The organism is Acinetobacter sp. SAAs474 (genome assembly GCF_032823475.1).
Lineage (GTDB): Bacteria > Pseudomonadota > Gammaproteobacteria > Pseudomonadales > Moraxellaceae > Acinetobacter.
In genome coordinates this window covers 650,750-672,664 of sequence record NZ_CP127915.1, presented here as the reverse complement: position 1 = coordinate 672,664, position 21,915 = coordinate 650,750, and the positions used below count along the sequence as shown (strand labels likewise).

21 protein-coding genes and 1 riboswitch are annotated in these 21,915 nt (G+C 35.2%); of the genes, 14 read left to right on the top strand and 7 right to left on the bottom strand.

Going from position 1 to position 21,915, the window contains the following annotated elements:
• Window positions 1–258 precede the first annotated feature (258 nt).
• The 4 genes from purC to QSG86_RS04135 all read right to left on the bottom strand — a co-directional run bounded on the left by purC (window position 259) and on the right by QSG86_RS04135 (window position 3,461).
• Window positions 259–978, bottom strand: a complete 720-nt coding sequence (gene purC, locus QSG86_RS04150) for a phosphoribosylaminoimidazolesuccinocarboxamide synthase (protein WP_317030337.1) — start codon at window positions 976–978, stop codon at window positions 259–261.
• A gap of 35 nt (window positions 979–1,013) precedes the next feature.
• Window positions 1,014–1,616 carry a lipoprotein-34 precursor (NlpB) gene (locus QSG86_RS04145; RefSeq protein WP_317030336.1) on the bottom strand — a complete coding sequence of 201 codons (603 nt, stop codon included), beginning with the start codon at window positions 1,614–1,616 and terminating at the stop codon, window positions 1,014–1,016.
• 15 nt (window positions 1,617–1,631) lie between these two features.
• Window positions 1,632–2,531 carry a 4-hydroxy-tetrahydrodipicolinate synthase gene (gene dapA, locus QSG86_RS04140; protein ID WP_317030335.1) on the bottom strand — a complete coding sequence of 300 codons (900 nt, stop codon included), beginning with the start codon at window positions 2,529–2,531 and terminating at the stop codon, window positions 1,632–1,634.
• Between the two features lie 618 nt (window positions 2,532–3,149).
• Window positions 3,150–3,461, bottom strand: a complete 312-nt coding sequence (locus tag QSG86_RS04135) for a metalloregulator ArsR/SmtB family transcription factor (RefSeq protein ID WP_317030334.1) — start codon at window positions 3,459–3,461, stop codon at window positions 3,150–3,152.
• Window positions 3,462–3,581: 120 nt separating this feature from the next.
• Between QSG86_RS04135 and QSG86_RS04130 the strand changes: the two genes are divergently transcribed.
• The 7 genes from QSG86_RS04130 to QSG86_RS04100 all read left to right on the top strand — a co-directional run bounded on the left by QSG86_RS04130 (window position 3,582) and on the right by QSG86_RS04100 (window position 8,872).
• Window positions 3,582–3,998 carry a YeeE/YedE family protein gene (locus QSG86_RS04130; protein ID WP_317030333.1) on the top strand — a complete coding sequence of 139 codons (417 nt, stop codon included), beginning with the start codon at window positions 3,582–3,584 and terminating at the stop codon, window positions 3,996–3,998.
• A 1-nt stretch (window position 3,999) separates the two neighbouring features.
• Window positions 4,000–4,416: a YeeE/YedE family protein gene (locus tag QSG86_RS04125; RefSeq protein ID WP_317030332.1), complete on the top strand. Its 417-nt coding sequence runs from the start codon at window positions 4,000–4,002 to the stop codon at window positions 4,414–4,416.
• Between the two features lie 2 nt (window positions 4,417–4,418).
• Window positions 4,419–5,297, top strand: a complete 879-nt coding sequence (locus QSG86_RS04120; protein WP_317030331.1) for an MBL fold metallo-hydrolase — start codon at window positions 4,419–4,421, stop codon at window positions 5,295–5,297.
• A 355-nt stretch (window positions 5,298–5,652) separates the two neighbouring features.
• Window positions 5,653–6,063: a DUF2946 domain-containing protein gene (locus QSG86_RS04115; RefSeq protein ID WP_317030330.1), complete on the top strand. Its 411-nt coding sequence runs from the start codon at window positions 5,653–5,655 to the stop codon at window positions 6,061–6,063.
• 246 nt (window positions 6,064–6,309) lie between these two features.
• A complete protein-coding gene (locus tag QSG86_RS04110) occupies window positions 6,310–7,758 on the top strand; it encodes a cytochrome ubiquinol oxidase subunit I (protein ID WP_317030329.1) in 1,449 nt (482 codons plus the stop codon).
• On the top strand, window positions 7,751–8,755 hold the full coding sequence (gene cydB / locus QSG86_RS04105) for a cytochrome d ubiquinol oxidase subunit II (RefSeq protein WP_317030328.1): 1,005 nt from the start codon (window positions 7,751–7,753) through the stop codon (window positions 8,753–8,755). Before QSG86_RS04110 ends, cydB begins: the two co-directional genes overlap by 8 nt.
• Window positions 8,756–8,764: 9 nt before the next feature.
• Window positions 8,765–8,872: a DUF2474 domain-containing protein gene (locus tag QSG86_RS04100; RefSeq protein WP_317030327.1), complete on the top strand. Its 108-nt coding sequence runs from the start codon at window positions 8,765–8,767 to the stop codon at window positions 8,870–8,872.
• Window positions 8,873–9,578: 706 nt separating this feature from the next.
• Here the strand turns inward: QSG86_RS04100 and QSG86_RS04095 are convergent.
• Window positions 9,579–9,887 (bottom strand): hypothetical protein, encoded by a 309-nt coding sequence (locus QSG86_RS04095; protein WP_317030326.1) that lies wholly within the window; start codon window positions 9,885–9,887, stop codon window positions 9,579–9,581.
• Between the two features lie 899 nt (window positions 9,888–10,786).
• On the opposite strand from QSG86_RS04095, the gene QSG86_RS04090 reads away from it, so the two are divergent.
• The 5 genes from QSG86_RS04090 to QSG86_RS04070 all read left to right on the top strand — a co-directional run bounded on the left by QSG86_RS04090 (window position 10,787) and on the right by QSG86_RS04070 (window position 16,625).
• Window positions 10,787–11,326: a fimbrial protein gene (locus QSG86_RS04090; protein WP_317030325.1), complete on the top strand. Its 540-nt coding sequence runs from the start codon at window positions 10,787–10,789 to the stop codon at window positions 11,324–11,326.
• A 16-nt stretch (window positions 11,327–11,342) separates the two neighbouring features.
• Entirely contained in the window at window positions 11,343–12,041 is a 699-nt protein-coding gene (locus QSG86_RS04085) for a molecular chaperone (RefSeq protein ID WP_317030324.1), read from the top strand.
• A gap of 81 nt (window positions 12,042–12,122) precedes the next feature.
• Window positions 12,123–14,696: a fimbria/pilus outer membrane usher protein gene (locus QSG86_RS04080; protein ID WP_317030323.1), complete on the top strand. Its 2,574-nt coding sequence runs from the start codon at window positions 12,123–12,125 to the stop codon at window positions 14,694–14,696.
• A complete protein-coding gene (locus QSG86_RS04075; RefSeq protein WP_317030322.1) occupies window positions 14,693–15,763 on the top strand; it encodes a fimbrial protein in 1,071 nt (356 codons plus the stop codon). Before QSG86_RS04080 ends, QSG86_RS04075 begins: the two co-directional genes overlap by 4 nt.
• Window positions 15,764–16,082: 319 nt before the next feature.
• On the top strand, window positions 16,083–16,625 hold the full coding sequence (locus QSG86_RS04070) for a hypothetical protein (RefSeq protein WP_317030321.1): 543 nt from the start codon (window positions 16,083–16,085) through the stop codon (window positions 16,623–16,625).
• Between the two features lie 126 nt (window positions 16,626–16,751).
• On the opposite strand, the gene QSG86_RS04065 is transcribed toward QSG86_RS04070, so the two are convergent.
• On the bottom strand, window positions 16,752–17,312 hold the full coding sequence (locus QSG86_RS04065; RefSeq protein WP_317030320.1) for a LuxR C-terminal-related transcriptional regulator: 561 nt from the start codon (window positions 17,310–17,312) through the stop codon (window positions 16,752–16,754).
• Window positions 17,313–17,705: 393 nt separating this feature from the next.
• On the opposite strand from QSG86_RS04065, the gene QSG86_RS04060 reads away from it, so the two are divergent.
• Entirely contained in the window at window positions 17,706–19,058 is a 1,353-nt protein-coding gene (locus QSG86_RS04060) for an MFS transporter (protein WP_317030319.1), read from the top strand.
• 181 nt (window positions 19,059–19,239) lie between these two features.
• Window positions 19,240–20,751 (top strand): CoA-acylating methylmalonate-semialdehyde dehydrogenase, encoded by a 1,512-nt coding sequence (locus QSG86_RS04055; RefSeq protein WP_317030318.1) that lies wholly within the window; start codon window positions 19,240–19,242, stop codon window positions 20,749–20,751.
• Between the two features lie 168 nt (window positions 20,752–20,919).
• Here QSG86_RS04055 and ribB read toward each other — a convergent pair whose 3' ends face one another.
• On the bottom strand, window positions 20,920–21,579 hold the full coding sequence (ribB, locus tag QSG86_RS04050; RefSeq protein WP_317030317.1) for a 3,4-dihydroxy-2-butanone-4-phosphate synthase: 660 nt from the start codon (window positions 21,577–21,579) through the stop codon (window positions 20,920–20,922).
• Window positions 21,580–21,690: 111 nt separating this feature from the next.
• Window positions 21,691–21,840, bottom strand: a riboswitch (FMN riboswitch).
• Between the last annotated feature and the right edge of the window lie 75 nt (window positions 21,841–21,915).

The following is a 21,915-nucleotide window of genomic DNA, read 5'->3' as shown; positions in this document are numbered from 1 at the left end:
ATATTGATGTTTTTTTGTTAAAACAAAACAGCTTTGAATAGCGATGCCATCATGAGCATGTGACATCAGCGTACACCAATTGATGAATATCATCACTTGAGTATTTTAGAATCTTGAGTGTAATGCTCATCCTGAAAATAGCGCTGTTCGATAAAATGGTTAATACAATATAAAAGACGAAATTTGCGAGCAAATTTCGTCTTTGAGCATAAGCTTAGGGTATCATCGGCTATTTTGTCGCATGACCCCTTTAATATTTTAAATATCAGCTAAATCAATACCAATACGAGCAGCAACTTCTTCATAAGCTTCAACTACACCGCCTAGGCCTTGACGGAAGCGGTCTTTATCAAGTTTTTTCTTGGTATCTTTATCCCATAAACGGCAACCATCTGGCGAAAATTCATCACCTAAAACGATACGATCATGGAATACACCAAATTCAAGTTTAAAATCAACGAGAAGCATATTACCTGAATCAAATACAGCTTTAAGTACATCATTCACTTGATAAGTGAGCTGTTTCATTTGAGCAAGTTGTTCCGCTGTCGCCCAACCTAAAGCAATCGCTTGAGATTCATTGACCATTGGATCACCAAGAGCATCATCTTTAAAGAAAAGCTCAAATGTTGGTGGTGTTAATTCTTTACCTTCTTCTACACCTAAACGACGGCATAAAGAACCTGCTGCATAGTTACGAATAACACATTCAACGGGAATCATTTTTAACTTTTTCACTAATACTTCATTAGGTGTTAAAAGTTTTTCAAAATGAGTTTCAATACCTGCGGCTGCAAGTTTTTCCATAATGAATGCGTTAAAACGGTTATTTACCTTACCTTTGCGATCGAGTTGTGCGATTTTTTCACCATTAAATGCTGAAGCATCGTCGCGGAAGACTAAAATCAAGTGATCTGCACTATCCGTTTCATAGACAGATTTCGCTTTACCGGTATAGAGCAAGGTTTGTTTTAACATGAGGGAACCTTTTTCAAAAAAAATGCCTAGTACGACTAGGCTGGCCAATTTTGGTAAATTTGGGCTAATATTTCTGCAGCAATTTTTGGGTCTGCAAAACTATTATCAATATTGAATAGGGCAATACTATAACTATTACCAAGTGGTGTCATTTTCAAGACGTAAGTAGTTTCATCTACTTTAATCGTGGTTTGATAACGATTTTCATCTTGACTGATAATGTTATAGTTCAAGCTATTTAATGTCGCAATTAAATACTGCCAGATTGCTGATGATGGACCATCTATTTTGAGCAACGGATTTTTATTACCATCAATAAGTGCTTGTGGACGCCCCAGTGTTATGTCTACAACATTTTGAGAATTTGTTGTTGTAGACATGAACTCTGGTCGAGGTAAAGCGAAACGGTTGCCTTTGCCATTTTCAACTTTAGGCGCGTGCTCTAATGCACGTTGCTCAATTGAGGGTGCTGGATACAATGGCGTTGCTGGTCGAACCATAGTCCCTTCAGGATATTTTAATGGTGCTGTGGTTGAGCTAGTTTTATAGTCTAAAGAACCATTATCTATACTCAAAGAGCTACAACCAGCTAAACTTAATACTGAAAGTACTGTAAATAGACCAAAACGTAATTGCATAGTGAAAAGCTCTTTTTATTTGATCACGCCTGTTGTATGAAGTGCTATACGTAACGGAGCGCGATATTGTTCTGCCAGTGGAGTAAGGGGTAGGCGAATACCTGTATCAATTAAATTCATTTCGTGTAATGCCCATTTCACAGGAATAGGATTGGATTCACAAAATAGAATGTCATGTAATGCCACAATATCATGATTAAGTTTGGCTGCTTGCTCATGTTGACCTGCCAATGCAGCTGCACATATATCGCTCATTGCTTTAGGTGCGATATTTGCTGTAACGGAAATATTACCTAATGCACCATGTGCCATGAGCTGATATGCTGTTGCATCATCACCAGAATAAACAGTCATCGATTTATTTTTTAGACCAGAGATCAATGCTTGACCACGTGCAACATCGCCTGTCGCATCTTTAATGCCAACGATATTTTCAATATCTGCCAAACGAATGACAGTATCATTGTCCATATCAACCCCTGTACGACCAGGGACATTGTATAAAATAATAGGCAAATCTACCGCTTCTGCAATTGCTTTATAATGTTGATAAAGTCCTTCTTGTGTTGGTTTATTATAATAAGGGGTCACCAGTAATGCAGCATCTGCGCCGAGCTCTTTGGCTTCTTGTGTAAGTTGAATTGCTTCGTGTGTTGAGTTGGCACCAGTGCCAGCAATAATTGGAATACGTTTGTTTGCAACACGAATGATTTCTTTAATCACTTGTGTATGTTCAGCCATACTGAGTGTTGATGCTTCACCAGTAGTTCCAACTGCAACAATACTGTTAGTGCCTTGTTCTATGTGCCACTCAACGAGCTTCTCAAGGCTCTTCCAATCCACACCACCATCGTTAAGCATAGGGGTGACGATTGCGACGATAGAGCCTTGAATGATCTGTGCTTGCTGAGTCATTTTTGAAAAATATCCTATTTTTCCATCCACGTAAATCAATATAAAGACAAAAAAGTGGATGGTGCAGTATTTTGATTGGGTCAAAATCCAATAAGTCATCATTGAATAATGCTTATGCAAATTATGACTGATTCAGTGTCTAAGAACAATACGCTTTAGTCAAAGCAATTACAAACTTTATAAAATTTAATAACAACTTATTTATATTTATAAAAGAAAGATTCTCTTTAGCGCATATTGTTGCTCTTTTTTACTGCTATTATCGTCATTGATTTAGCGATTTATGGATTGATCATTCAGCTTGATCTAATTAATTAAGCAAAATGACTAAGGTCATGATTAAAATAGTGAAGTGATTGGTGATCAATAAACAGATGAAATGAATCAATAGCTCGCGACTGACTACAGAAGATCATGAGCTTGATCAATAATGATTTGCATATAAAATGATGTAAATGTAGATGGTAAATCTACATATTGCATCATTACAGAATGTTAATGTCTGAGTTTAATCGCAGACGTAGTTGTCAAACTCTATTCTAGATTGCTGTTATTAAATGTACTTATATTGGGTTATTTAGTGTTTAATATGACAATAATCGAATAAATACTAAGCTGTTAAACACTACAATAGAGTTGATATAAGTTTTGCATAATTTTAAGTACTTTTTCATCGGCGACTTGATAAAAAATTTGTTTACCTTCGCGACGTGTACTAACCATATGATTGGTTCTAAGAACAGTCAATTGCTGCGATAAAGTTGGTTGATGAATATCTGTACAATCTTCAATTTGCTGTACATTGAGTTCACCATCGACCAATACGCATAAAATTTTAAGCCGATCAGGGTTAGATAATACTTTTAAACAGTTACTCACAATATCAATTTGTGAAAAATCCAATGCAGTCATATCAGTTTTTGTACTCATATCGTAATTATTGACTCCAAGTTAATCATCGTAGAATTACATAATAATAGCATAAATTACTTGATTAATATTTTTAAACATATAATATAAAATTATATACTATTGAAAAGAAAATAAGTTATGCATGATTTTGTAATGGCTTTCCTCGGCGGAACACTACTGGGTATTGCTGTTGTGGGTTATTTATATGTCAATGGGCGTATTGCAGGAATTAGTGGCTTAATTGGCCAAGTCCTTAATCCAGCAACATTATTTAAAACTCCAGCAATTTGGTTTTTAAGTGGTTTAATCATCACCCCTTTTATTTATGGCTTATTTGTTCAACCAACTATTGAATTAGAGAGTCAACCTATCACATTAATCATTGCTGGACTATTAGTCGGTTTCGGTACTCGATTAGGATCAGGTTGTACTAGTGGGCATGGCATTTGTGGTATCAGCCGTTTGTCTAAACGTTCGATCATTGCCACCATGACATTTATGTTGGCAGGTATTGTCACAGTTTATGTGATGCGTCATATGCTTGGAGGCATTTGAAATGAAAAATATGCTGGCTTTTATTTTTGGCACATTATTTTCGATTGGTTTAATGCTTTCGGGGATGTCTAATCCAGAAAAAGTACTGAGTTTTTTGGATGTATTTGGTGATTGGGATCCGAGTCTGGCTTTTGTCATGATTGGTGCCATTGTCGTGGCGTTTATTCCATTTCAAAAAGCCATACGTGCGACTAAACCACAAACAATTTTTCATCAACCTATTGAGTTACCATCGAATACAGCTATTGATCTTAAACTGATTTCAGGAAGTTTACTGTTTGGAATTGGTTGGGGAATTGCAGGTGTTTGTCCTGCACCAAGTTTTACTTTAATTGGTTTGGGTGACTATCAAATTTTATATTTTATTGTAGCGATGTTGATTGGGGTATTGATTCATCGTAAATGGGTAGGAGTATAGCGATGTCAACACAGGCGATCGTGCAACATTTTTTTGATGAACAAAGTAATACCTTTAGTTATGTCGTCAGTGATACGCTTACTGGCTGCTGTGCAATTATTGATAGTGTTTTAGATTATGATGCTGCCTCTGCATCTACAGCAACGACGCATGCAGACCAAATTATTGCTTATGTACATCGTCATGATTTACATGTGGAATGGATTTTAGAAACACATGTACATGCTGATCATTTAACAGCAGCACAATATCTCAAGGCAAAACTGGGCGGTAAAATTGCCATGAGTCATCATATTGCTATTGTACAAGAAACTTTTAGCGCGATTTATCATTTAGATATCAAGCAATTTAACTTAGAACAGCCTTTTGATTATTTATTTACTGATGATGAGGTTTTTAAGATTGGTCAGCTTGAAGCCTATAATATTCCAACACCTGGACATACGCCTGCTTGCTTAAGCTATGTGATTGGCGATGCTGTCTTTGTTGGGGATACGTTGTTTATGCCAGATTATGGTACAGCACGTTGTGATTTCCCACGAGGCAGTGCAGAAATATTATTTGACTCGGTACAAGCGCTCTATCGTCTAGCAGATAACACACGGGTTTTTTTATGTCATGATTATTTACCTGAATCACGACAACATTATCAATGTGAAACCAGCATTCAGACACAGAAAATAAAAAATATTCATATTCATCAAGGTGTTGATAAGGCTGATTTTATTAAAATGCGTCAACAACGTGATGCTGGTTTAGCGATGCCAAAATTGATTCTTCCCGCGATTCAAATCAATATGCGTGCAGGACAGTTTCCTCCCGTTGAAGCGAATGGTATTTCTTATTTAAAACTACCTTTAAACTATTTTAAGTCAGATTGATTTATTGATGAATTAGGATGAGTCATCGATAGATGCTCATCTAAGAAAATGATCTCCATGATTTACGCGCATAGATGATCATTGGCAATATCAACTGTAAAGGTTAAATAAGCATATGCTGACGGAGGAGGGTTTGGTAATCATCTAAGTATTAAAACGTAGTTTTATACATAAAAGATTATTTTTTATTTACTATTCTGATACTTATAATAAGAAATAATGAATAAAAAACTTTAATAACATAATTATATATTATATATTAATTGAGCAAAAGTTGATTGCGCTCATCGGATTTCAAGTCTGATCTGGCTTTGCAGCTTTTATGCCTCTTTGGATCAAAATTTGAGAGAAGTCATTGCTAAGACGTAGTGGACTGTATCTTGCATTGGTAACCTTACTATTGCAAATAGCAGTATATTTACAACCACTGTTACCGGAAAAATATCATATTGCTCCGGTATGTATGTCTATTACACATAATCTTCTTTCGCCTGCACAGCATCAACATACCCACTCGAGCTACCATGAGTTAGTTCAACATCTGCTTCCTGAGCATCATTCAGATCATAATCAGCATAATCATCAATGCCAATATTGTACGGTATATGGTGATCTGGTTTTACCTTTTAAATTTGGTGTGGATGAAGTACTCGATCGTATTCAAGTTCGACTAAGCTTTTATCAGCAAAGCTTTTGGCACGTTTATTTTTCATTACAAAAGCTTTATCTATTACCACAAGGTCGAGCACCACCAATTGCACTTTAAATTACGCATGGATACGACAGTAAATCTAAGGCTGTCTATATTTCAAACGTTTTAAAGAGCTTTACATCATGAAGATTAATTTTTCGCAATTATGCAATTGCGTTATGAGACAACTCATCCTGGAAAAACATTTTATCAATAATGTTTTAAATCAGTTATTTAATATTTTTTATCTACCTAGTATGCCTGTTGAGTATCGTGGTCTGATGACAATTCATTTATCACGAATCGGACGAGGATAATGAGATGAATTTAGGTTTAACAGCACTCGAACTCGCACGTATTCAATTTGCATTTACAGTATCTTTTCATATTATTTTTCCTGCAATTTCTATTGGTTTAGCCAGTTTTTTAGCCGTTTTAGAATGGCGCTGGCTTCAAAGTAAAGATCCGGTATATCGTGATTTATTTAAATTTTGGATCAAAATTTTTGCTTTATGTTTTGGTATGGGGGTGGTTTCTGGTGTGGTGATGAGTTATCAATTCGGCACCAACTGGAGTGAGTTTTCTAGAGTCGCAGGAAGTATTACGGGCCCATTATTGTCCTATGAAGTACTCAGTGCCTTTTTTCTAGAGGCTGGTTTTTTGGGCATTATGTTATTCGGTTGGGGACGTGTTGGCCCTAAAACACATTTTTTTGCCACCTTAATGGTTGCCATTGGTACCTGTATTTCAATGTTCTGGATTTTATCATCCAACAGTTGGATGCAAACACCACAAGGTTTTAGTATTGAAAATGGCATGATCATTCCACAAGACTGGTTTGCTATTGTGTTTAATCCTTCTTTTCCATATCGCTTAGCGCATATGGCATTGGCTGCATTTTTAGTTTCAGGTTTACTGGTTGCTGCAACTGCTGCATGGCACTTACTGCAAGGGCGTCGTGATGCTTTAGTGAAAAAATCATTTTCCATGGCAATGTGGATGATTTTAGCATTAGCACCTTTACAAATTTTTATTGGTGATTTACATGGTTTAAATACCTTGAAATATCAACCTGCAAAACTTGCAGCCATAGAAGGTCATTGGGAAACCAATAAAGATGATGGTATGCCATTGTATTTATTTGGTATTCCTGACATGAAAGCAGAGCAAACTCAATATGCAGTGGGTATTCCTTATTTAGGTAGTCTCATTATGACGCATAGTCTAAAGGGCGAGGTCAAAGGTTTAAAAGATTTTGCCCCTGAAGACCGACCGAATTCCTTGGTGGTATTTTGGAGTTTCCGAATTATGGTCGGTATGGGAATACTCATGATTTTATTGGCTATTTGGGGACTATGGCAACGTAAAACAGGGACATTTTATGAGTCTACTCGACTACATCAATTTGCGCTATTGATGGGACCTTCAGGTTTTATTGCTTTATTAGCAGGTTGGTTTACTACTGAAGTAGGACGTCAACCATGGGTGGTTTACGGCATTATGCGAACAAAAGATGCATTGTCGCCTGTTCCTGCTGAACAAGTTGGCTTAACTTTAATCATTTTTGTTGTGGTGTATTTTATTGTCTTCGGTATTGGGATTTATTATATGCTGAAAATGATGATCAAAGGACCAGAATTTATTCACTCAAATATACAGCATGAAAATGATGTCATTCGTGCCTCTCATCGTCCAATGAGTACGATTGATGATGAAAAAACCTTAGCGCAACATGCAGTAGCTGATCATCAGGAGCAAAAAAATGATTGATTTATCATTAATTTGGATTGTTATTATTGCCTTAGGTGTATTGATTTATGTGGTACTTGATGGCTTTGATCTAGGTATTGGTATTTTATTTCCTTTTATTGCTGATCGTCATGAACGTGATGTGATGATGAATACTGTCGCACCGGTATGGGATGGTAATGAGACTTGGATGGTATTGGGAGGGGCAGGATTATTTGCAGCTTTTCCTTTGGTTTATTCAACAGTACTATCCGCATTATATTTGCCGATTATTTTGATGGTGATTGCATTAATTTTTCGTGGTGTGGCCTTTGAATTTCGTTTTAAAGCAAATCGTACTCAACATTTATGGGATCAAGCATTTATTTGGGGATCGATTTTAAGTGCGTTTTTACAAGGTGTAATTTTAGGCGCATATATTCAGGGTATTAAAACCACTGATGGTATTTATACTGGAGGAAGTTTAGACTGGTTGAGTCCATTTTCTGTATTTACTGGTCTTGGTGTTATTGTACTCTATGCCACATTAGGTTGTGGTTGGCTAATCTTTAAAACGGATTTAAAACTACAAGATAAAATGTATCATCTGATGCCTAAATTAATCATGATACTGCTGTGTATCTTTGCTGCTGTGAGTATTTATACCCCCATTGTACATGCAGAAATTGCAACACGTTGGTTTAGCCAACCCCAGATTTTTTATTTTAGTCCGGTACCAGTACTCGTAGTATTTTGTGTATTGATGATTTTACGTGCTTGTAAACAACGTCATGAATTTCGTCCCTTTATTTATACATTAGCATTGGTCGTATTGGCGTATAGTGGTTTTCTGATTAGTTTATGGCCTTATATTATTCCACCATCAGTAACCATTTGGCAGGCTGCTGCACCTGCAAATAGCCAGTTATTTGCATTGATTGGTGCATTAATTTTGATTCCAATCATTTTATTTTATACTGGGCTATCTTATTGGGTTTTTCGTGACAAGGTTCGTGTAGGCGATGAGGGTTATCACTAAGGAGGCCAAATGAAACTGAATGCTGCGGGCTGGTGTATTGTCCTTTGGCTGGGTGGTGTACTGAGTCTTGCTTTAATCGCTGGATTATTTCGGCTACTCATTCAATGGGCATATTGATGAGGCTTATTGTCTCTTAATACATTATTATTTATCTTGTTTTTCAATTTATTATGCTCATTCTTGATTAAAGAGAATGAGCATATCTTGAGTGCTGGATTCAGGATAATAATCACCATATGACATAGTATGATGATCTGTCTTGATTCTTTTTTACGGTCTGATCGCCTACTTTTCTACATCACAAAGTGATTGATGCAATCAAATCAGCATATTTTAAGCAATACACAGCAGCATCAATTACCGCATATTGCAAATTTTTGAGTGTGATATGGATCAATAGAGGTAGTTGAATATCAATGTGACATTGCTGATCAAGAACAGATAAATTTTTTTTGAATTACTATATGATTAGATCAAATTCGATTTTTTTCATCTGATCATTGTATTTTGGATAAATTTAGCGCTTACACTCGTGCGATTAAATTGTAAATTATAAAATATGATTTATGTGGCATTATATTTTAAAAACATGATAAATATTATATTTTTTAGCTTTTATCTGTCCTTGTAGATTTTTTTTATCTGGAATATAGCTGATTGATTCAAGAGTAATTAAATTTATTATTTGTGAAGTTTTTTTAATCAATTACTTTTATTTTGCTTTTTAAAGCAGAAGAGATTGTCGTATTAAAATTCGCTACAATCTCAACCTGCTTTTATGGTCTAAAATTTTATTGCTCATCATATGATATCTTTGGTTAAATTATTTATAAGTAACTAATAAATTTATCATTTGATTGTTTTTTGTTGATTGATTTAATTCAATTTTTGCTTTAGATGATTGATAATTCATAACAAAATTATTGATGTCATCTGGGGTGATGCTACTTTTTTCCTGATTTAAGACTTTAATCACTTCACTGTCTCTTGCGATCGGTTCACATTGCTGAGAAACGGGATTGACCATGATACATGCGGGCTGTGTAATGGCACCTTTAAAGTCGATACGTGTACTATCAGCGTATACGATATTGCTTATAAGTAATCCTGAAATTAATAGCCATATTTTCATTGTTATTCCCCTAAAAATTAGTTGTTAATCAATATATTCTCTACCTAAAAATCACGATTTAATACGAATCTAATCTGTTTTAATCTGTATCGTGTTTGTTTTATGTACGTAAAAAGTATCTTGATTTTGTTGTCTTGTATTTTAATGATTTTTTAGTCGATAAAAAATACAAAATATATACAAGTTCTCTTTAATGACTTACCTTTTATTTAAAAACCAAATAAAACAATAAGTTATAAATTTGTTGATTAAAAAGCTCAATTATAAACTAATCAAAATAAAATAATTTTTCATATATTTATTAACTTAATTTTATGTGATAAGTAAATTAAATTTTAATTATAATGTAAATAATTAATAAATTAATTAAAATATTTTTTTATAATCGATATAATATTTATAATGTGTTTGGATAAATATTTTAAATATTATTTATATTTATAATCTGTTTATAGATTAATAATATTTAAATTATATTATTATTGAATGTGTTTTTAAGAAAGGCTGTAAATAACAATAGTTACTAATTGATAGTTAGTTTCTTTTATAAATCTTTATTATTTTGTAATTAATATTCATTTTTAATTAGATTTTTATATTTTTTTAAGTGATTGTTTTTATTAATTAATTTGTTTTTTCTTTATTTTTATTAAATTTTCTTATGATTTCATTTATTTTTAACATGATTTAAGACTAATTAATTTTTCTAACAATAAAATTCATTGATGCAAAGCTTTATAAAATAATAAGATTATTTATTTTGTATCGGATCTTGTTTTTTATAAAGGCGAGTGTATTATACGCTCAATTTAATAAGACCAGTATTCTTAAGTTATTCTCTGATTATTGGCAGTATTAGATTGTTTAAGTGGATATATAATATTTATTGAGAATCTTTTATGAAAAAATCATTTTCTTTTATGGCAACATCGTTATTTGCTTTAACCGTATCTAGTGCTGTTTTTGCAACAGCAGATACCGGTTCAGGTAATATTAATTTTACTGGCAAGATTATTAGTGCGGCATGTAATATTGCGATTAATGGTAATCAAAATGGTACAGTTAATCTTGGACAATGGCCGACCTCTACGTTTAAAGAGATAGGTGATAAAAGTATTCCGCAAAAATTTACCATTGATGTGACAGAGTGTACCGATGGTAATTTTAAATTTAACTTTACAGGCACCAGCGATACTGCCAACTCAAACTTATTAAAAGTGAGTGTAGCTGATGGTGTTGGTATTGCGATTGCGGATGCAAATAATACACAAATAAAATTAAATACAACTGCTGGTGAAGAATCAAATGCAAACGTTTCGATTGCGAATGGTAAAGGTGCAGCAAGCTTACCGTTACAAGCATATTACCAATCAACAAAAGATCAAGTTGGTGCTGGTCAAGCAGATGCAACTGTACGTGTAACATTACAACAAAAGTAATTAAAAGAGATTTGTCATGCGCTTGAAATCATTAATTTTTACTGCAGTTTTAACCACTTTAGTTGGAATGAGCTATGCACATAGTGCGATTCAAGCCTTGGCAAGTCGCGTGATTTATGATGGCCATTATAAAGCTACGACTTTAGCTTTAAAGAATCATGCAGATAAAGCCTATATGGTGCAGTCTTGGCTTGAGCCTGGTGAAGCCATGCCACAAGACAATAAAGTTCCTTTTGTGGTCACGCCGCCATTGGTTAAAATTGAACCACAAAAAGAATCGATTTTAAGATTTATGTATTCAGGTCAGGGTTTAGCAGAAGATCGTGAAAGTCAATTTTGGATTAATATTCAAGAAATTCCACCAAAACCTGAACAGGAAAATGTATTACAACTGGCAGTCAGAACTAAAATTAAATTGTTTTATCGTCCAAAACAGCTTGATATTGAATTAAAAGATGCTGTTAAACAACTGAGATGGTTTGTTCAAGATAAAACTTTATATGTCGAAAATAAAAGTCCACTTTATGTCACCATTGGTGATCTTAGATTAGGTAACCAAAATAGTGTGGTGATGAATCTTAATCAAGACATGATTGCACCATTCAGTACTGCAGCAGTATTAAAAGGTGTTCCTGCAGATTTATCGAGTCTTCACTATACCTATATTAGTGAATATGGGGGCAATGAAGCCATGCCGATTGTTCAATTACGCTAATACTGAATTGACTTAGTCGAAATATTATTCGCTGTTTAATCGTCTGTATTTTCTTTATCATTAAAGCGATATTGGTGCACCGTGACTTATTCTCTACGACATTCTTTTACGATTGTGTATTTAAGTTTTGTATATAGCGCTGTATATGCAGATACTGAACAGTTTAATACCGACTTTTTATTAGATTTGACTGATCAGGTTGCAGTTGATGCCGTCAAACGTGGTTATGCGATTGCACCCGGTCTATATAAGTTTAGTATTATTATTAATCACGAAAACTTAGGTAGTCGAACATTACGTTTTTATGAAACACCTGATCACCAGATAGAACCTTGTATTGATCAGGGTTTTATCGATGCTTATCAAATTCTATTAAATACTCCAGAACAAGCTCAGGCAAATGCCGAAGGTTGTTATAATCTTAGCTTAATTGAGCGCGCAGTATTAGATGTTAATGTGGCTCAACAAGAAATCAAACTGTCTTTACCACAAGTCAACTTAGTCAAAGTTCCTCGTGGTTATGTATCTCCTCAATTGTTTGATGAAGGGATTAATGCAGTTATTGTCAACTATACGGCCAATACCAATTATTATAAGAAGCAAGGAGAACAAAGCTATCAAAATAGCACACTCTTTTTAAATGGTGGTGTGAATTTGGGTGCTTGGCGCTATCGTAACCAAAGTATGTTGACCAAGTATGCTAGAGAAAAACATCAATTTCAGAATATTGCCAATAAAATAGAACGCGATTTGATTCGTTATCAAGCGCGACTTGAGCTAGGCGATAGTAATACCAGCAGTGATGTTTTTGACAGTTATAATTTTAGAGGCATACAAATCAGCAGTGATACGGCACAGCTCCCTGCCGGATTACAAAATTATGCACCGATTATTCGTGGTATTGCCTATACCAATGCTGTCGTTGATGTTCGGCAAAATGGTTATTTGATTTATAGTACCAATGTGGCACCCGGTAATTTTGTTATTGATGACTTATATGCAGCTAATGAGAGTGGTGATCTTGAAGTTACTGTCAATGAGAGCGATGGGCGTGTTGAAAAATTTATCCAGCCTTTCTCTTCAGTGCCGAATATGATTCGTCCAGGTCAACATAAATATCAGTTGACATCAGGACAATATCGCACGGGTGATCACAGTAATTATCATCCTTATTTTGGACAATTGACCTATGCTTATGGTTTAAATAACTATATTACGCCTTATGCAGGAACTGTGGTTGCAGAAGATTATTATGCACTTGCCACAGGTATGGCATGGTCATTCGGTACTTTGGGTTCATTTTCAGTAGATGCGACTTATGCACGTAATACACTGGTGAATGATGAGAAAAAAGATGGAGTCAGTCTTCGATTTCTATATGCGAAATCATTAAATCAGCTTGGAACAAATTTTCGGTTAGTCGGTTATCGCTATTCAACGGCAGGTTATTATAGTTTAGCAGACGCAGTCCAAGAAAAAGCAAGCTGGCATAATGGCCAATATGCCTATACCAATACAACGAGTAATACGAGTGCTAATAATAGTTTAACTGATATTAATCAGCAGCAAACCTATTATTCTGCAACTTTTTATAATAAAAAGAACCAGTCACAGATTGCGTTAAGTCAGGATTTAGGACGTTGGGGACAACTATACGGTAATTTTACCAAAACAGATTATTGGCAAAAAGATTATAATATGCAAAGCTGGCAATTAGGCTATAACAATAACTATAAACGTGCCAATTATAGTCTATATTATCAACAAGATAAGTCATTTTTTTCTGGTTCAAACTATAGTGTAGGTATTGCACTGAGCTTTTTATTAGATCGACCAAAACTGCTTAAATCACATAATGTGACCTCAAATAGTAGTTATCAACATAGCAATCAAGCAGGCTCATCGATACAAACATCATTATCTGGAAGTTTTTTACAGGATCAAAATTTAAATCTACAAATGCAAGTTACAAACTCAAAAGAAAGTAATAGTAGTATTGCATTAAGTTCCAGTTATCGCGGTACCAAACACAATTCTAATTTTGGTTATACCTATAGCCATCGCTATCAACAAGTTTCTGCCGGTATAAGTGGTGGTATGTTGATTCATTCGGGTGGGGTTTTATTGGGTCAACAGATGAATAGTAACCCAATTATTATTGAAGCTAAAGGGGCTGAAGGGGTACGTCTAGAAAATCAACCTGGCCTTAAAATTGATCAAAATGGTTATGCGATTATTAGTAATAGTAGTGCATATTTAAAAAATCGTGTTGCATTACGTGCCGAAGATTTAGGACAAAATGTGAGCGTAGAAAATTCTGTGATCAATGATATTGTGCCAACTAAAATGGCGATTGTTAAAGTTAAATTTGATGTCAAAAATGGTCATAGTGTCTTGGCGAATCTTCAATATCGTCATAAATCGGTAGTGACAGGTGCAATGGTATTAGATGCAGTACAGCAAACGCCAGTGGGTATGATTGGTCTCAATGGTCAAGCCTATTTAAGCGCAGTAGATTCAAAACAAATATTATTGGCAAAATGGGGCGACAGTAAAGCTGAGCAATGCCAATTTACTTTACCAGAACTACAGGCACGTGACTTTGGTTATGATGAAATTTCCTTAGAATGCCATGCAGTAGGAGAAGAGCAATGATGCAAAAATCACTTAGATATTTTATGCAATGCAGTTTCTTCATTCTCCTCGGTTTTATGGGTATACAACAAAGCTGGGCATTGCGTTGTTTAGAAGGTTCAAAAGCGGGCAGTAATTTTGATATTTCTAAGGCATTAAATACCACACATACCACTTCAGTCGGCATTATTCGAGTGACGAACTCAAATCAGGCAGCAGGAACCTTACTATGGGAATCATCACCTTTTAGTACCACCTTTACTTGTTATGATGACTATAATACCAATAAGTCTGAAAATGCTTATTTATATTTAGATGATGTCAGTGGCAGTTTAGCGACATTGTTTAATAGCAGTAACTTGATTATTGGTGTGCGTTTTAATGGTCGAGAATATCCAATCGGCAGTACCGATCGTATTAATTTAGGTACTTTAGCGTTACAAAGTCAGTCATCATCTAATAGTGCTAAACGTAACTGTAGGTTAATTAACAATAGTGCCGATAAATGTGCAGATCCAAAAACCATTACAGTCAACTATTCACTGTATATTAAATCGCGCGGTACAGGAAAGAATCTCTCTAGCCTCGATAAGAAATTTCAGGTATTTCAACTGGATGGTGTGGGAGGGCGTAATAGCAATGGTAACTTTCAAGAACACGTCAATAATATGACAGTGAATTATATTGAATGTGTACCGATTTTAACCACACAGGATGTTGATTTAGGGACGTATTCTGCTTTAGAGCAAACGGGGGTGATCTTAAGAAAAACGCCTTTTACTTTAACGATTAGAACTGAAGGCGAAGATTGTCCAAATTACCCTTTTGTTGGCCGTTTTACTTCTAACCAAAAATATAATCAAAATACTTTAACCACATCAGAAACAGCGCTGAAAAATAGTGTCGGTATTCAAATTTTTAAACAGGGAGAGGCTGCCCCAATCTCATTAGAACAAAATATTGATTTGGGTAAAAGTAATGGCTCCGTATTGATTAATCAATTTGAAGCAGGCGTATTATTTTTGCGTAAACCGACCGCTTCAGGCCGTTTTACATCCACCTTAAATTATGAAGTGTATTATAAATAAATTAATTTCAATGTCTTATTCTGGTCTATATTCATCAATAAAGGCGATATAGACTCCATAAGAAATTTTCACAATAGCCTCTACAATTTTGTTTATGATCAACTTTTGTAAAAAACAGCCAAAAAAATAAAGCATGCTGTAAGATGTTAAAAATATTTTATTTTTATATGTTGAGTAGAATCATAAATCATTGACATCATGGTTGATGATCACAGCGATTGCTATAAAAAGATAAGCTACACGAGCGTTTGAAAATGGATGCTGTTGCTGATAAAAAACCAATCAATACAATAATTTGATAATCAATAGGAATGTTGCAGTGTTAACACAATCAGATTTAATTTTTAATCAAGAATTGGCGGCTTGGGTTCAGGCTGTTGGATCTGTTTTTGCTATTTTTGTTGCCATTAGTATTCCATTATATTTAAATCACTTAGAACAGAAAAAGGCGCAATATTTACTTCAAATACAAAAACAAAAATATTTTGTATTGTTATTTCCCAGTTTGTATCGCATTCGACGTTATAGTGAAGATTTTTTAAATCAAATGGTTCATCATGAAAATAATCCTGAAAATATCTTACATACCTTAGACAGTTTGTATTTAAACTTAATTCCTGTTTTTGCTAAAGAATTACATATTTTTGTGCATAGTCAAATTTATGATGAAAATTTAAATCAGCTTGCATTCGAGCTATTTTTTTGCGAAGAAATACTGCATCAGCATCTCAGTCAACCTATGGATCAAAAACAGCTTGAGCATCAAAAACTGATTATTCTTCATACCAAAAAAGTGATTCTTTTATGCCAAAAATTAATTGAAAAAAATGAGGGAATGTATCTACAACATCCATCATCTTGATAGCATTTAATCTGCTATCGATGGCCATGATTGATGTTGCTTGATCGCATTGATTTTGATCAGTGAATTAGACAGTATAATTGATCCTAATTTTCAGGTATGAGAAATGTCGATTCAATCCAACAATTATAAATGTTCCTGAATAATAATTTTGGAGGTTAATTCGGCTTTGGAGTGAACTTCTAGTTTTTTCATTAGATTGGCTTTATGTACTTCAATCGTGCGATGAGAGAGATTGAGTTTTCTGGCAATTTCTTTACATGTTAAACCATTGACAATATGTTGGGTGATTTCTGTTTCACGTTTGGTTAATTTTTCTGTGGCATGAAGAATACGATCTTTACGCTCAAAGTGCCACACCATTAATTGAAATGGATCATCGGGTGTCAAGGTTTGCCCATGAGTATGTGTCCAAAATAATTCCCCACTTTTATGTTGCATAAAACGTTGATCAGAATAAAAACGACTATTCTGGCGACGTAAGCTATTTAATGCATCTTGACCAATTTTTTCAAAATCCTCAACGCTTGGGAAAATTTTTACAATCGATAAATTGATCAGTTCTTCTTTGCTATAACCAAACATTCGTGCAAAGGCTGTATTCATTTCTACAATATGTCTATAACGAAGAACAACGAGAGGGGCGGGACTAAATTTAAAAGCAAGTTGATTATAATCTATCATCATTCATTTAATATATTTGTTGGTTTAATCTATCAATATAATAAATTGCTAGAGGTGATACGATGGGAATTTGTATCAATTGGTAAATTTGAATAGAATTAAGACTAAAGTTAAATCAATTGTGAATAAAAATATTAATATTTGCAAAATTATAAGATTAAATCATTAATCTCAATAATTTATTTATATCAATTTCTTGAAGTAAACTACTTAAGTAATTAAGTAGATTGACTGAAAATTAGAATTAATCCACAGTAATTATGCTGATAACAGATTTGAATATTCAGCATTAGATGATGGATATATGATTTGATCAGTATGATAAAAATAGACCGATAACTTGATTGCTATGAGGTCAAACATGGATGAAAAATTAAAAAAATGTAGAGGTGTATTATGGATCAATTACACAGTTCGACAACGCCAGTAAAACAATCTTCACATCGCTTAGCAGGTATATCAAGTATGGTCGGTACGACTATAGAGTGGTATGACTTCTTTATTTATGGCGCTGCTGCTGCTTTAATTTTCAATAAACTTTTTTTCCCAAATCTAGATCCATTGACGGGTGTTTTGGCCGCATTCGCAACTTATGCCGTTGGATTTATTGGACGTCCACTCGGTGGCATTGTTTTTGGCCATTTTGGTGACAAAGTTGGCCGTAAAGCAATGTTGCTAACGACATTAATGATGATGGGTATTCCGACGATTATGATTGGTCTACTGCCAACTTATGACAGTATTGGGTATTGGGCAACATTTTTCTTAGTGGTATTGCGTTTTATTCAAGGTATGGCTATGGGAGGGGAATGGGGCGGCGCAGTATTAATGGCTGTTGAACATGCACCAGAAGGAAATAAGGGCTTTTGGGGGAGTTTACCTCAAGCCAGCTCTGGGGGAGGATTATTACTTGCTTCTCTAGCATTAGGCGCAGTATCTCTCCTTCCAGAAGCAAGTTTGTTAAGTTGGGGATGGCGACTTCCTTTTCTGGCAAGCATTATTTTATTGGGAGTCGGCTGGTATATTCGTGTCAAAGTACCAGAATCTCCAGATTTTGAAAAAATTAAGGCGCAGGCACAAGAGATTAAAGTTCCAGCCATGCAAGTTTTTAAAAATCATCCACGTGAAGTTTTCACGATTATTTTTGCTCGTGCAGCTGAAAATGCTTGGTTTTATCTGGCGTCAACCTTTGCTCTGGCTTATACCACGACTCAGCTTGGAATTGCACGCCAAGAAATTCTTTTTGCAACAATTTGTGGCGCAGCATTGATTATGGTGATGACACCACTGTGTGGCTATTTATCCGATAAGGTTGGTCAACGTAATATGTTTATGTTTGGCCTCGTGGTATTGAGTTTATATAGTTATCCTTTCTTTAGTCTATTAAATAGTCAAGATTCATTTTTAGTTTGGCTTGCTATTGTTTTGGCAATCGGTGTCGTTTTCCCCATTATGTATGCACCACAATCACAATTGTTTGCCAGACAGTTTCCTGCAGAAATTCGCTACAGTGGTATTTCCATTTCAGTACAGTTTGCTGGTGTATTAGGCGGCGGGTTGGCACCATTAATTGCCACTAAATTATTGAGTATGGCAAATGGTCGTCCAGATTTAATCGTTATTTATATTATTGCCATGGCTCTGTTTGCAATTTTATGTACTTGTTTTATGAAACGAGATCATTTGATTGATCATCATCAAACATCATTACATAAAGTAAAACCAACAACATCACTTCGATCGGATTGATCTACAACATGATTTAGATTGACTTAAATGCATTCTAAATTGAATTTGGCTGATCGATTTTTGAATTTGTATGGTACAAAATCAGAAATTTGTCAGCTTAGAATCAGGTTATATTTATTATGAGACGTTGACCATGATGTATTCATAATGAGTCAATAGATTGATTTTCAAGGACATAAAAATGCATGATGCTATTATTGGACATTATATTGCTGGTTGCCATATTGATACCTTTCAACATTCAGGGGTGGTCTACAATCCATCTACAAGTGAGCAAATTGCTCGTTGTGCATATGCAGATGCCGCAATAGTGGATTTGGCTGTACAGGCTGCAATTTCCGAAAATGCGCGAAAATGGGCAAAAGCTTCACATGCGACACGTTTACAAGTATTGTTTAAACTCCGTGAACTATTGATTGAAAAAACACCGTTACTTGCAGAAATTATTGGTCGTGAGCATGGTAAAACGCTTGCTGATGCTGAAGGTGAAATTGGCCGCGCCATTGAAGGAATTGAGTTTGCATGTAATGCACCGCATATTACAAAAGGTGAGTATTCTCGGAATGTTGCTGGCGATATTGATGTTTTTTCACTACGTTTGCCAATCGGTGTTGTCGGATGTATCACACCCTTTAATTTTCCAATCATGATTCCAGTTGTAATGACCGCGATGGCTGTAGCTGTAGGAAATTCAATTGTATTCAAGCCGTCAGAAAAAGTTCCTTCTGCAGCGATATTTTTAGCTGAATTATGGCAACAAGCTGGATTACCTGACGGTGTTTTTAATGTGGTTCAAGGTGATAAAATAACGGTTGATGCAATGTTGGCACATCCAGATATTGATGCTATTAGCTTTGTAGGTTCAACGCAGGTTGGAGAATATGTCTATCAACAAGCCACGGCTTTACATAAACGGGTTGCTGCATTTACAGGCGGAAAAAATCATATGGTGGTGATGCCAGATGCTGATCTTGATGCTGCAGCCAATGCATTTATCTCAGCAGGTTTTGGTTCTGCCAGTCAACGCTGTATGGCTGTTTCTGTTTTAGTTCCTGTTGGCACAGAGACTGCCAATCAGTTAAAGACATTAATTATCGAAAAAATGCAGAAACTAAAAGTAGGTGCTTATAATGATCCTCATGCAGATTTTGGAGCCGTCATTTCAGCACAGTCTCAGCATAATATCCTAAAGTCTATTCAACAATCGATCGAAGATGGTGCGGAACTGGTGATTGATGGCGCAGATTTTTTGCATGCTGAACATCAGCAAGGTTTTTATGTTGGGCCAACACTATTTGATCACTTGACTACAGAAATGGATTTATATCGACAAGAAGTATTTGGCCCAGTCCGTGGCATCTTGAGAGTGGAAACACTTGATGAGGCAATTGCGGTAATTAATCAACATGAACTTGGCAATGGCGCTGTTATTTTTACAGCCAATGGTCAGGCAGCACAGCAATTTTTTATGAATGTAGAAGCTGGAATGATCGGTGTCAATGTGCCGGTCCCATTGCCTGTGAGTTACTTTAATTTTGGAGGCTTAAGACGGTCTAGATTTGGTGAGTCACATTTGTATGGCCCAGATGCAGCACGTTTTTATACCCAATTAAAAACCATTTCTCAAAAATGGCCACTATCTCAAACAACACCTGCCTCAGCGATTTCTTTGGCTTTTCAGATTACGACATGATCATCTTTGTGAAAGGACGAATGATCCTCGTATTGACATGAAAAGCGTAGTTTGGATGATCAATCATAATATTGATCATCCAATTAAACCTGATCACGTTAGAATCGATGATTACGCTGTACATTATGCTGATTAGCACTCGCGAAATACCATCAACTTAGTCAGGCTTTAACGTTGATACTTAATGCGATATTGTACTAGTTCATCAATGGTAATTAATGTCAATTGATGTTGCTGAGCGTAGGCATATACTTGTTCACCAATAGCCATTGTTCCATCTGGATTGGTTAATTCACACAATACACCTGCTGGTTTTAAATTGGCTAAAATTGCTAAGTCAATCGATGCTTCAGTATGCCCACGACGTGTTAAGACACCGCCATTTTGACCGCGTAAAGGAAAGACATGTCCGGGACGATTTAAGTCTTGTGCGACAGCACCATCTTGAATAGCAGCATGAATCGTCGTGGTACGATCTTGAGCAGATACACCTGTTGTGACGCCAGTTGCCGCTTCAATGGTAATGGTAAATGCAGTTTTAAATTGGCTGGAATTATCGATTACCATCGGAGGCAATTGTAAATGGTCTGCCCATGCTTCGGTTAATGTTAAGCACACAATACCAGAACCATCACGGATCATCTGTGCCATGGTTGCAACATTTAATGTTTCAGCAGCAACGATTAAATCTGCTTCATTTTCACGATCAAAATCATCCATAACTAAAATGGGTTTACCCATTTGAATGTCATGTAATGCTTGTTGAATACGTTGCTCTGAATCCGCAAGATAGGAAAGAATATGTTTAGATTGAGTTAAATTAGACATTGAAACGCTCTTGTATACGTAAAATAGCAATGAACATTTCAGGACAAGAAAAAAAATATGCCAAATGAATAGCATTCATTTTATTAAATGAATACTTCAATTTTCACATGACATCGTCTTCTTTCATCCGGACTATACCGTCGGCTTTGGAATTGCACCAAATCTGCATTGTTGTGCTAGCAACTTTGCTCGTGGGCTGATAAATATACCTTGATATTTATTTACCACCGGTGGGGAATTGCACCCCGCCCTGAAGCGATGTAATTTAATTATATTGGAAGATTTAGCCTAAAATCAATTTTATCATTTGCTTATTTTTTTATATCTTATTTCTGA

What these genes read in the sequence shown, in the direction of transcription:
- purC (WP_317030337.1), bottom strand. Translation starts at nt 978, where the DNA reads ATGTTAAAACAAACCTTGCTCTATACCGGTAAAGCGAAATCTGTCTAT.
- QSG86_RS04145 (WP_317030336.1), bottom strand. Translation starts at nt 1,616, where the DNA reads ATGCAATTACGTTTTGGTCTATTTACAGTACTTTCAGTATTAAGTTTA.
- dapA (WP_317030335.1), bottom strand. Translation starts at nt 2,531, where the DNA reads ATGACTCAGCAAGCACAGATCATTCAAGGCTCTATCGTCGCAATCGTC.
- QSG86_RS04135 (WP_317030334.1), bottom strand. Translation starts at nt 3,461, where the DNA reads ATGAGTACAAAAACTGATATGACTGCATTGGATTTTTCACAAATTGAT.
- QSG86_RS04130 (WP_317030333.1), top strand. Translation starts at nt 3,582, where the DNA reads ATGCATGATTTTGTAATGGCTTTCCTCGGCGGAACACTACTGGGTATT.
- QSG86_RS04125 (WP_317030332.1), top strand. Translation starts at nt 4,000, where the DNA reads ATGAAAAATATGCTGGCTTTTATTTTTGGCACATTATTTTCGATTGGT.
- QSG86_RS04120 (WP_317030331.1), top strand. Translation starts at nt 4,419, where the DNA reads ATGTCAACACAGGCGATCGTGCAACATTTTTTTGATGAACAAAGTAAT.
- QSG86_RS04110 (WP_317030329.1), top strand. Translation starts at nt 6,310, where the DNA reads ATGAATTTAGGTTTAACAGCACTCGAACTCGCACGTATTCAATTTGCA.
- cydB (WP_317030328.1), top strand. Translation starts at nt 7,751, where the DNA reads ATGATTGATTTATCATTAATTTGGATTGTTATTATTGCCTTAGGTGTA.
- QSG86_RS04100 (WP_317030327.1), top strand. Translation starts at nt 8,765, where the DNA reads ATGAAACTGAATGCTGCGGGCTGGTGTATTGTCCTTTGGCTGGGTGGT.
- QSG86_RS04095 (WP_317030326.1), bottom strand. Translation starts at nt 9,887, where the DNA reads ATGAAAATATGGCTATTAATTTCAGGATTACTTATAAGCAATATCGTA.
- QSG86_RS04090 (WP_317030325.1), top strand. Translation starts at nt 10,787, where the DNA reads ATGAAAAAATCATTTTCTTTTATGGCAACATCGTTATTTGCTTTAACC.
- QSG86_RS04085 (WP_317030324.1), top strand. Translation starts at nt 11,343, where the DNA reads ATGCGCTTGAAATCATTAATTTTTACTGCAGTTTTAACCACTTTAGTT.
- QSG86_RS04075 (WP_317030322.1), top strand. Translation starts at nt 14,693, where the DNA reads ATGATGCAAAAATCACTTAGATATTTTATGCAATGCAGTTTCTTCATT.
- QSG86_RS04065 (WP_317030320.1), bottom strand. Translation starts at nt 17,312, where the DNA reads ATGATGATAGATTATAATCAACTTGCTTTTAAATTTAGTCCCGCCCCT.
- QSG86_RS04060 (WP_317030319.1), top strand. Translation starts at nt 17,706, where the DNA reads ATGGATCAATTACACAGTTCGACAACGCCAGTAAAACAATCTTCACAT.
- QSG86_RS04055 (WP_317030318.1), top strand. Translation starts at nt 19,240, where the DNA reads ATGCATGATGCTATTATTGGACATTATATTGCTGGTTGCCATATTGAT.
- ribB (WP_317030317.1), bottom strand. Translation starts at nt 21,579, where the DNA reads ATGTCTAATTTAACTCAATCTAAACATATTCTTTCCTATCTTGCGGAT.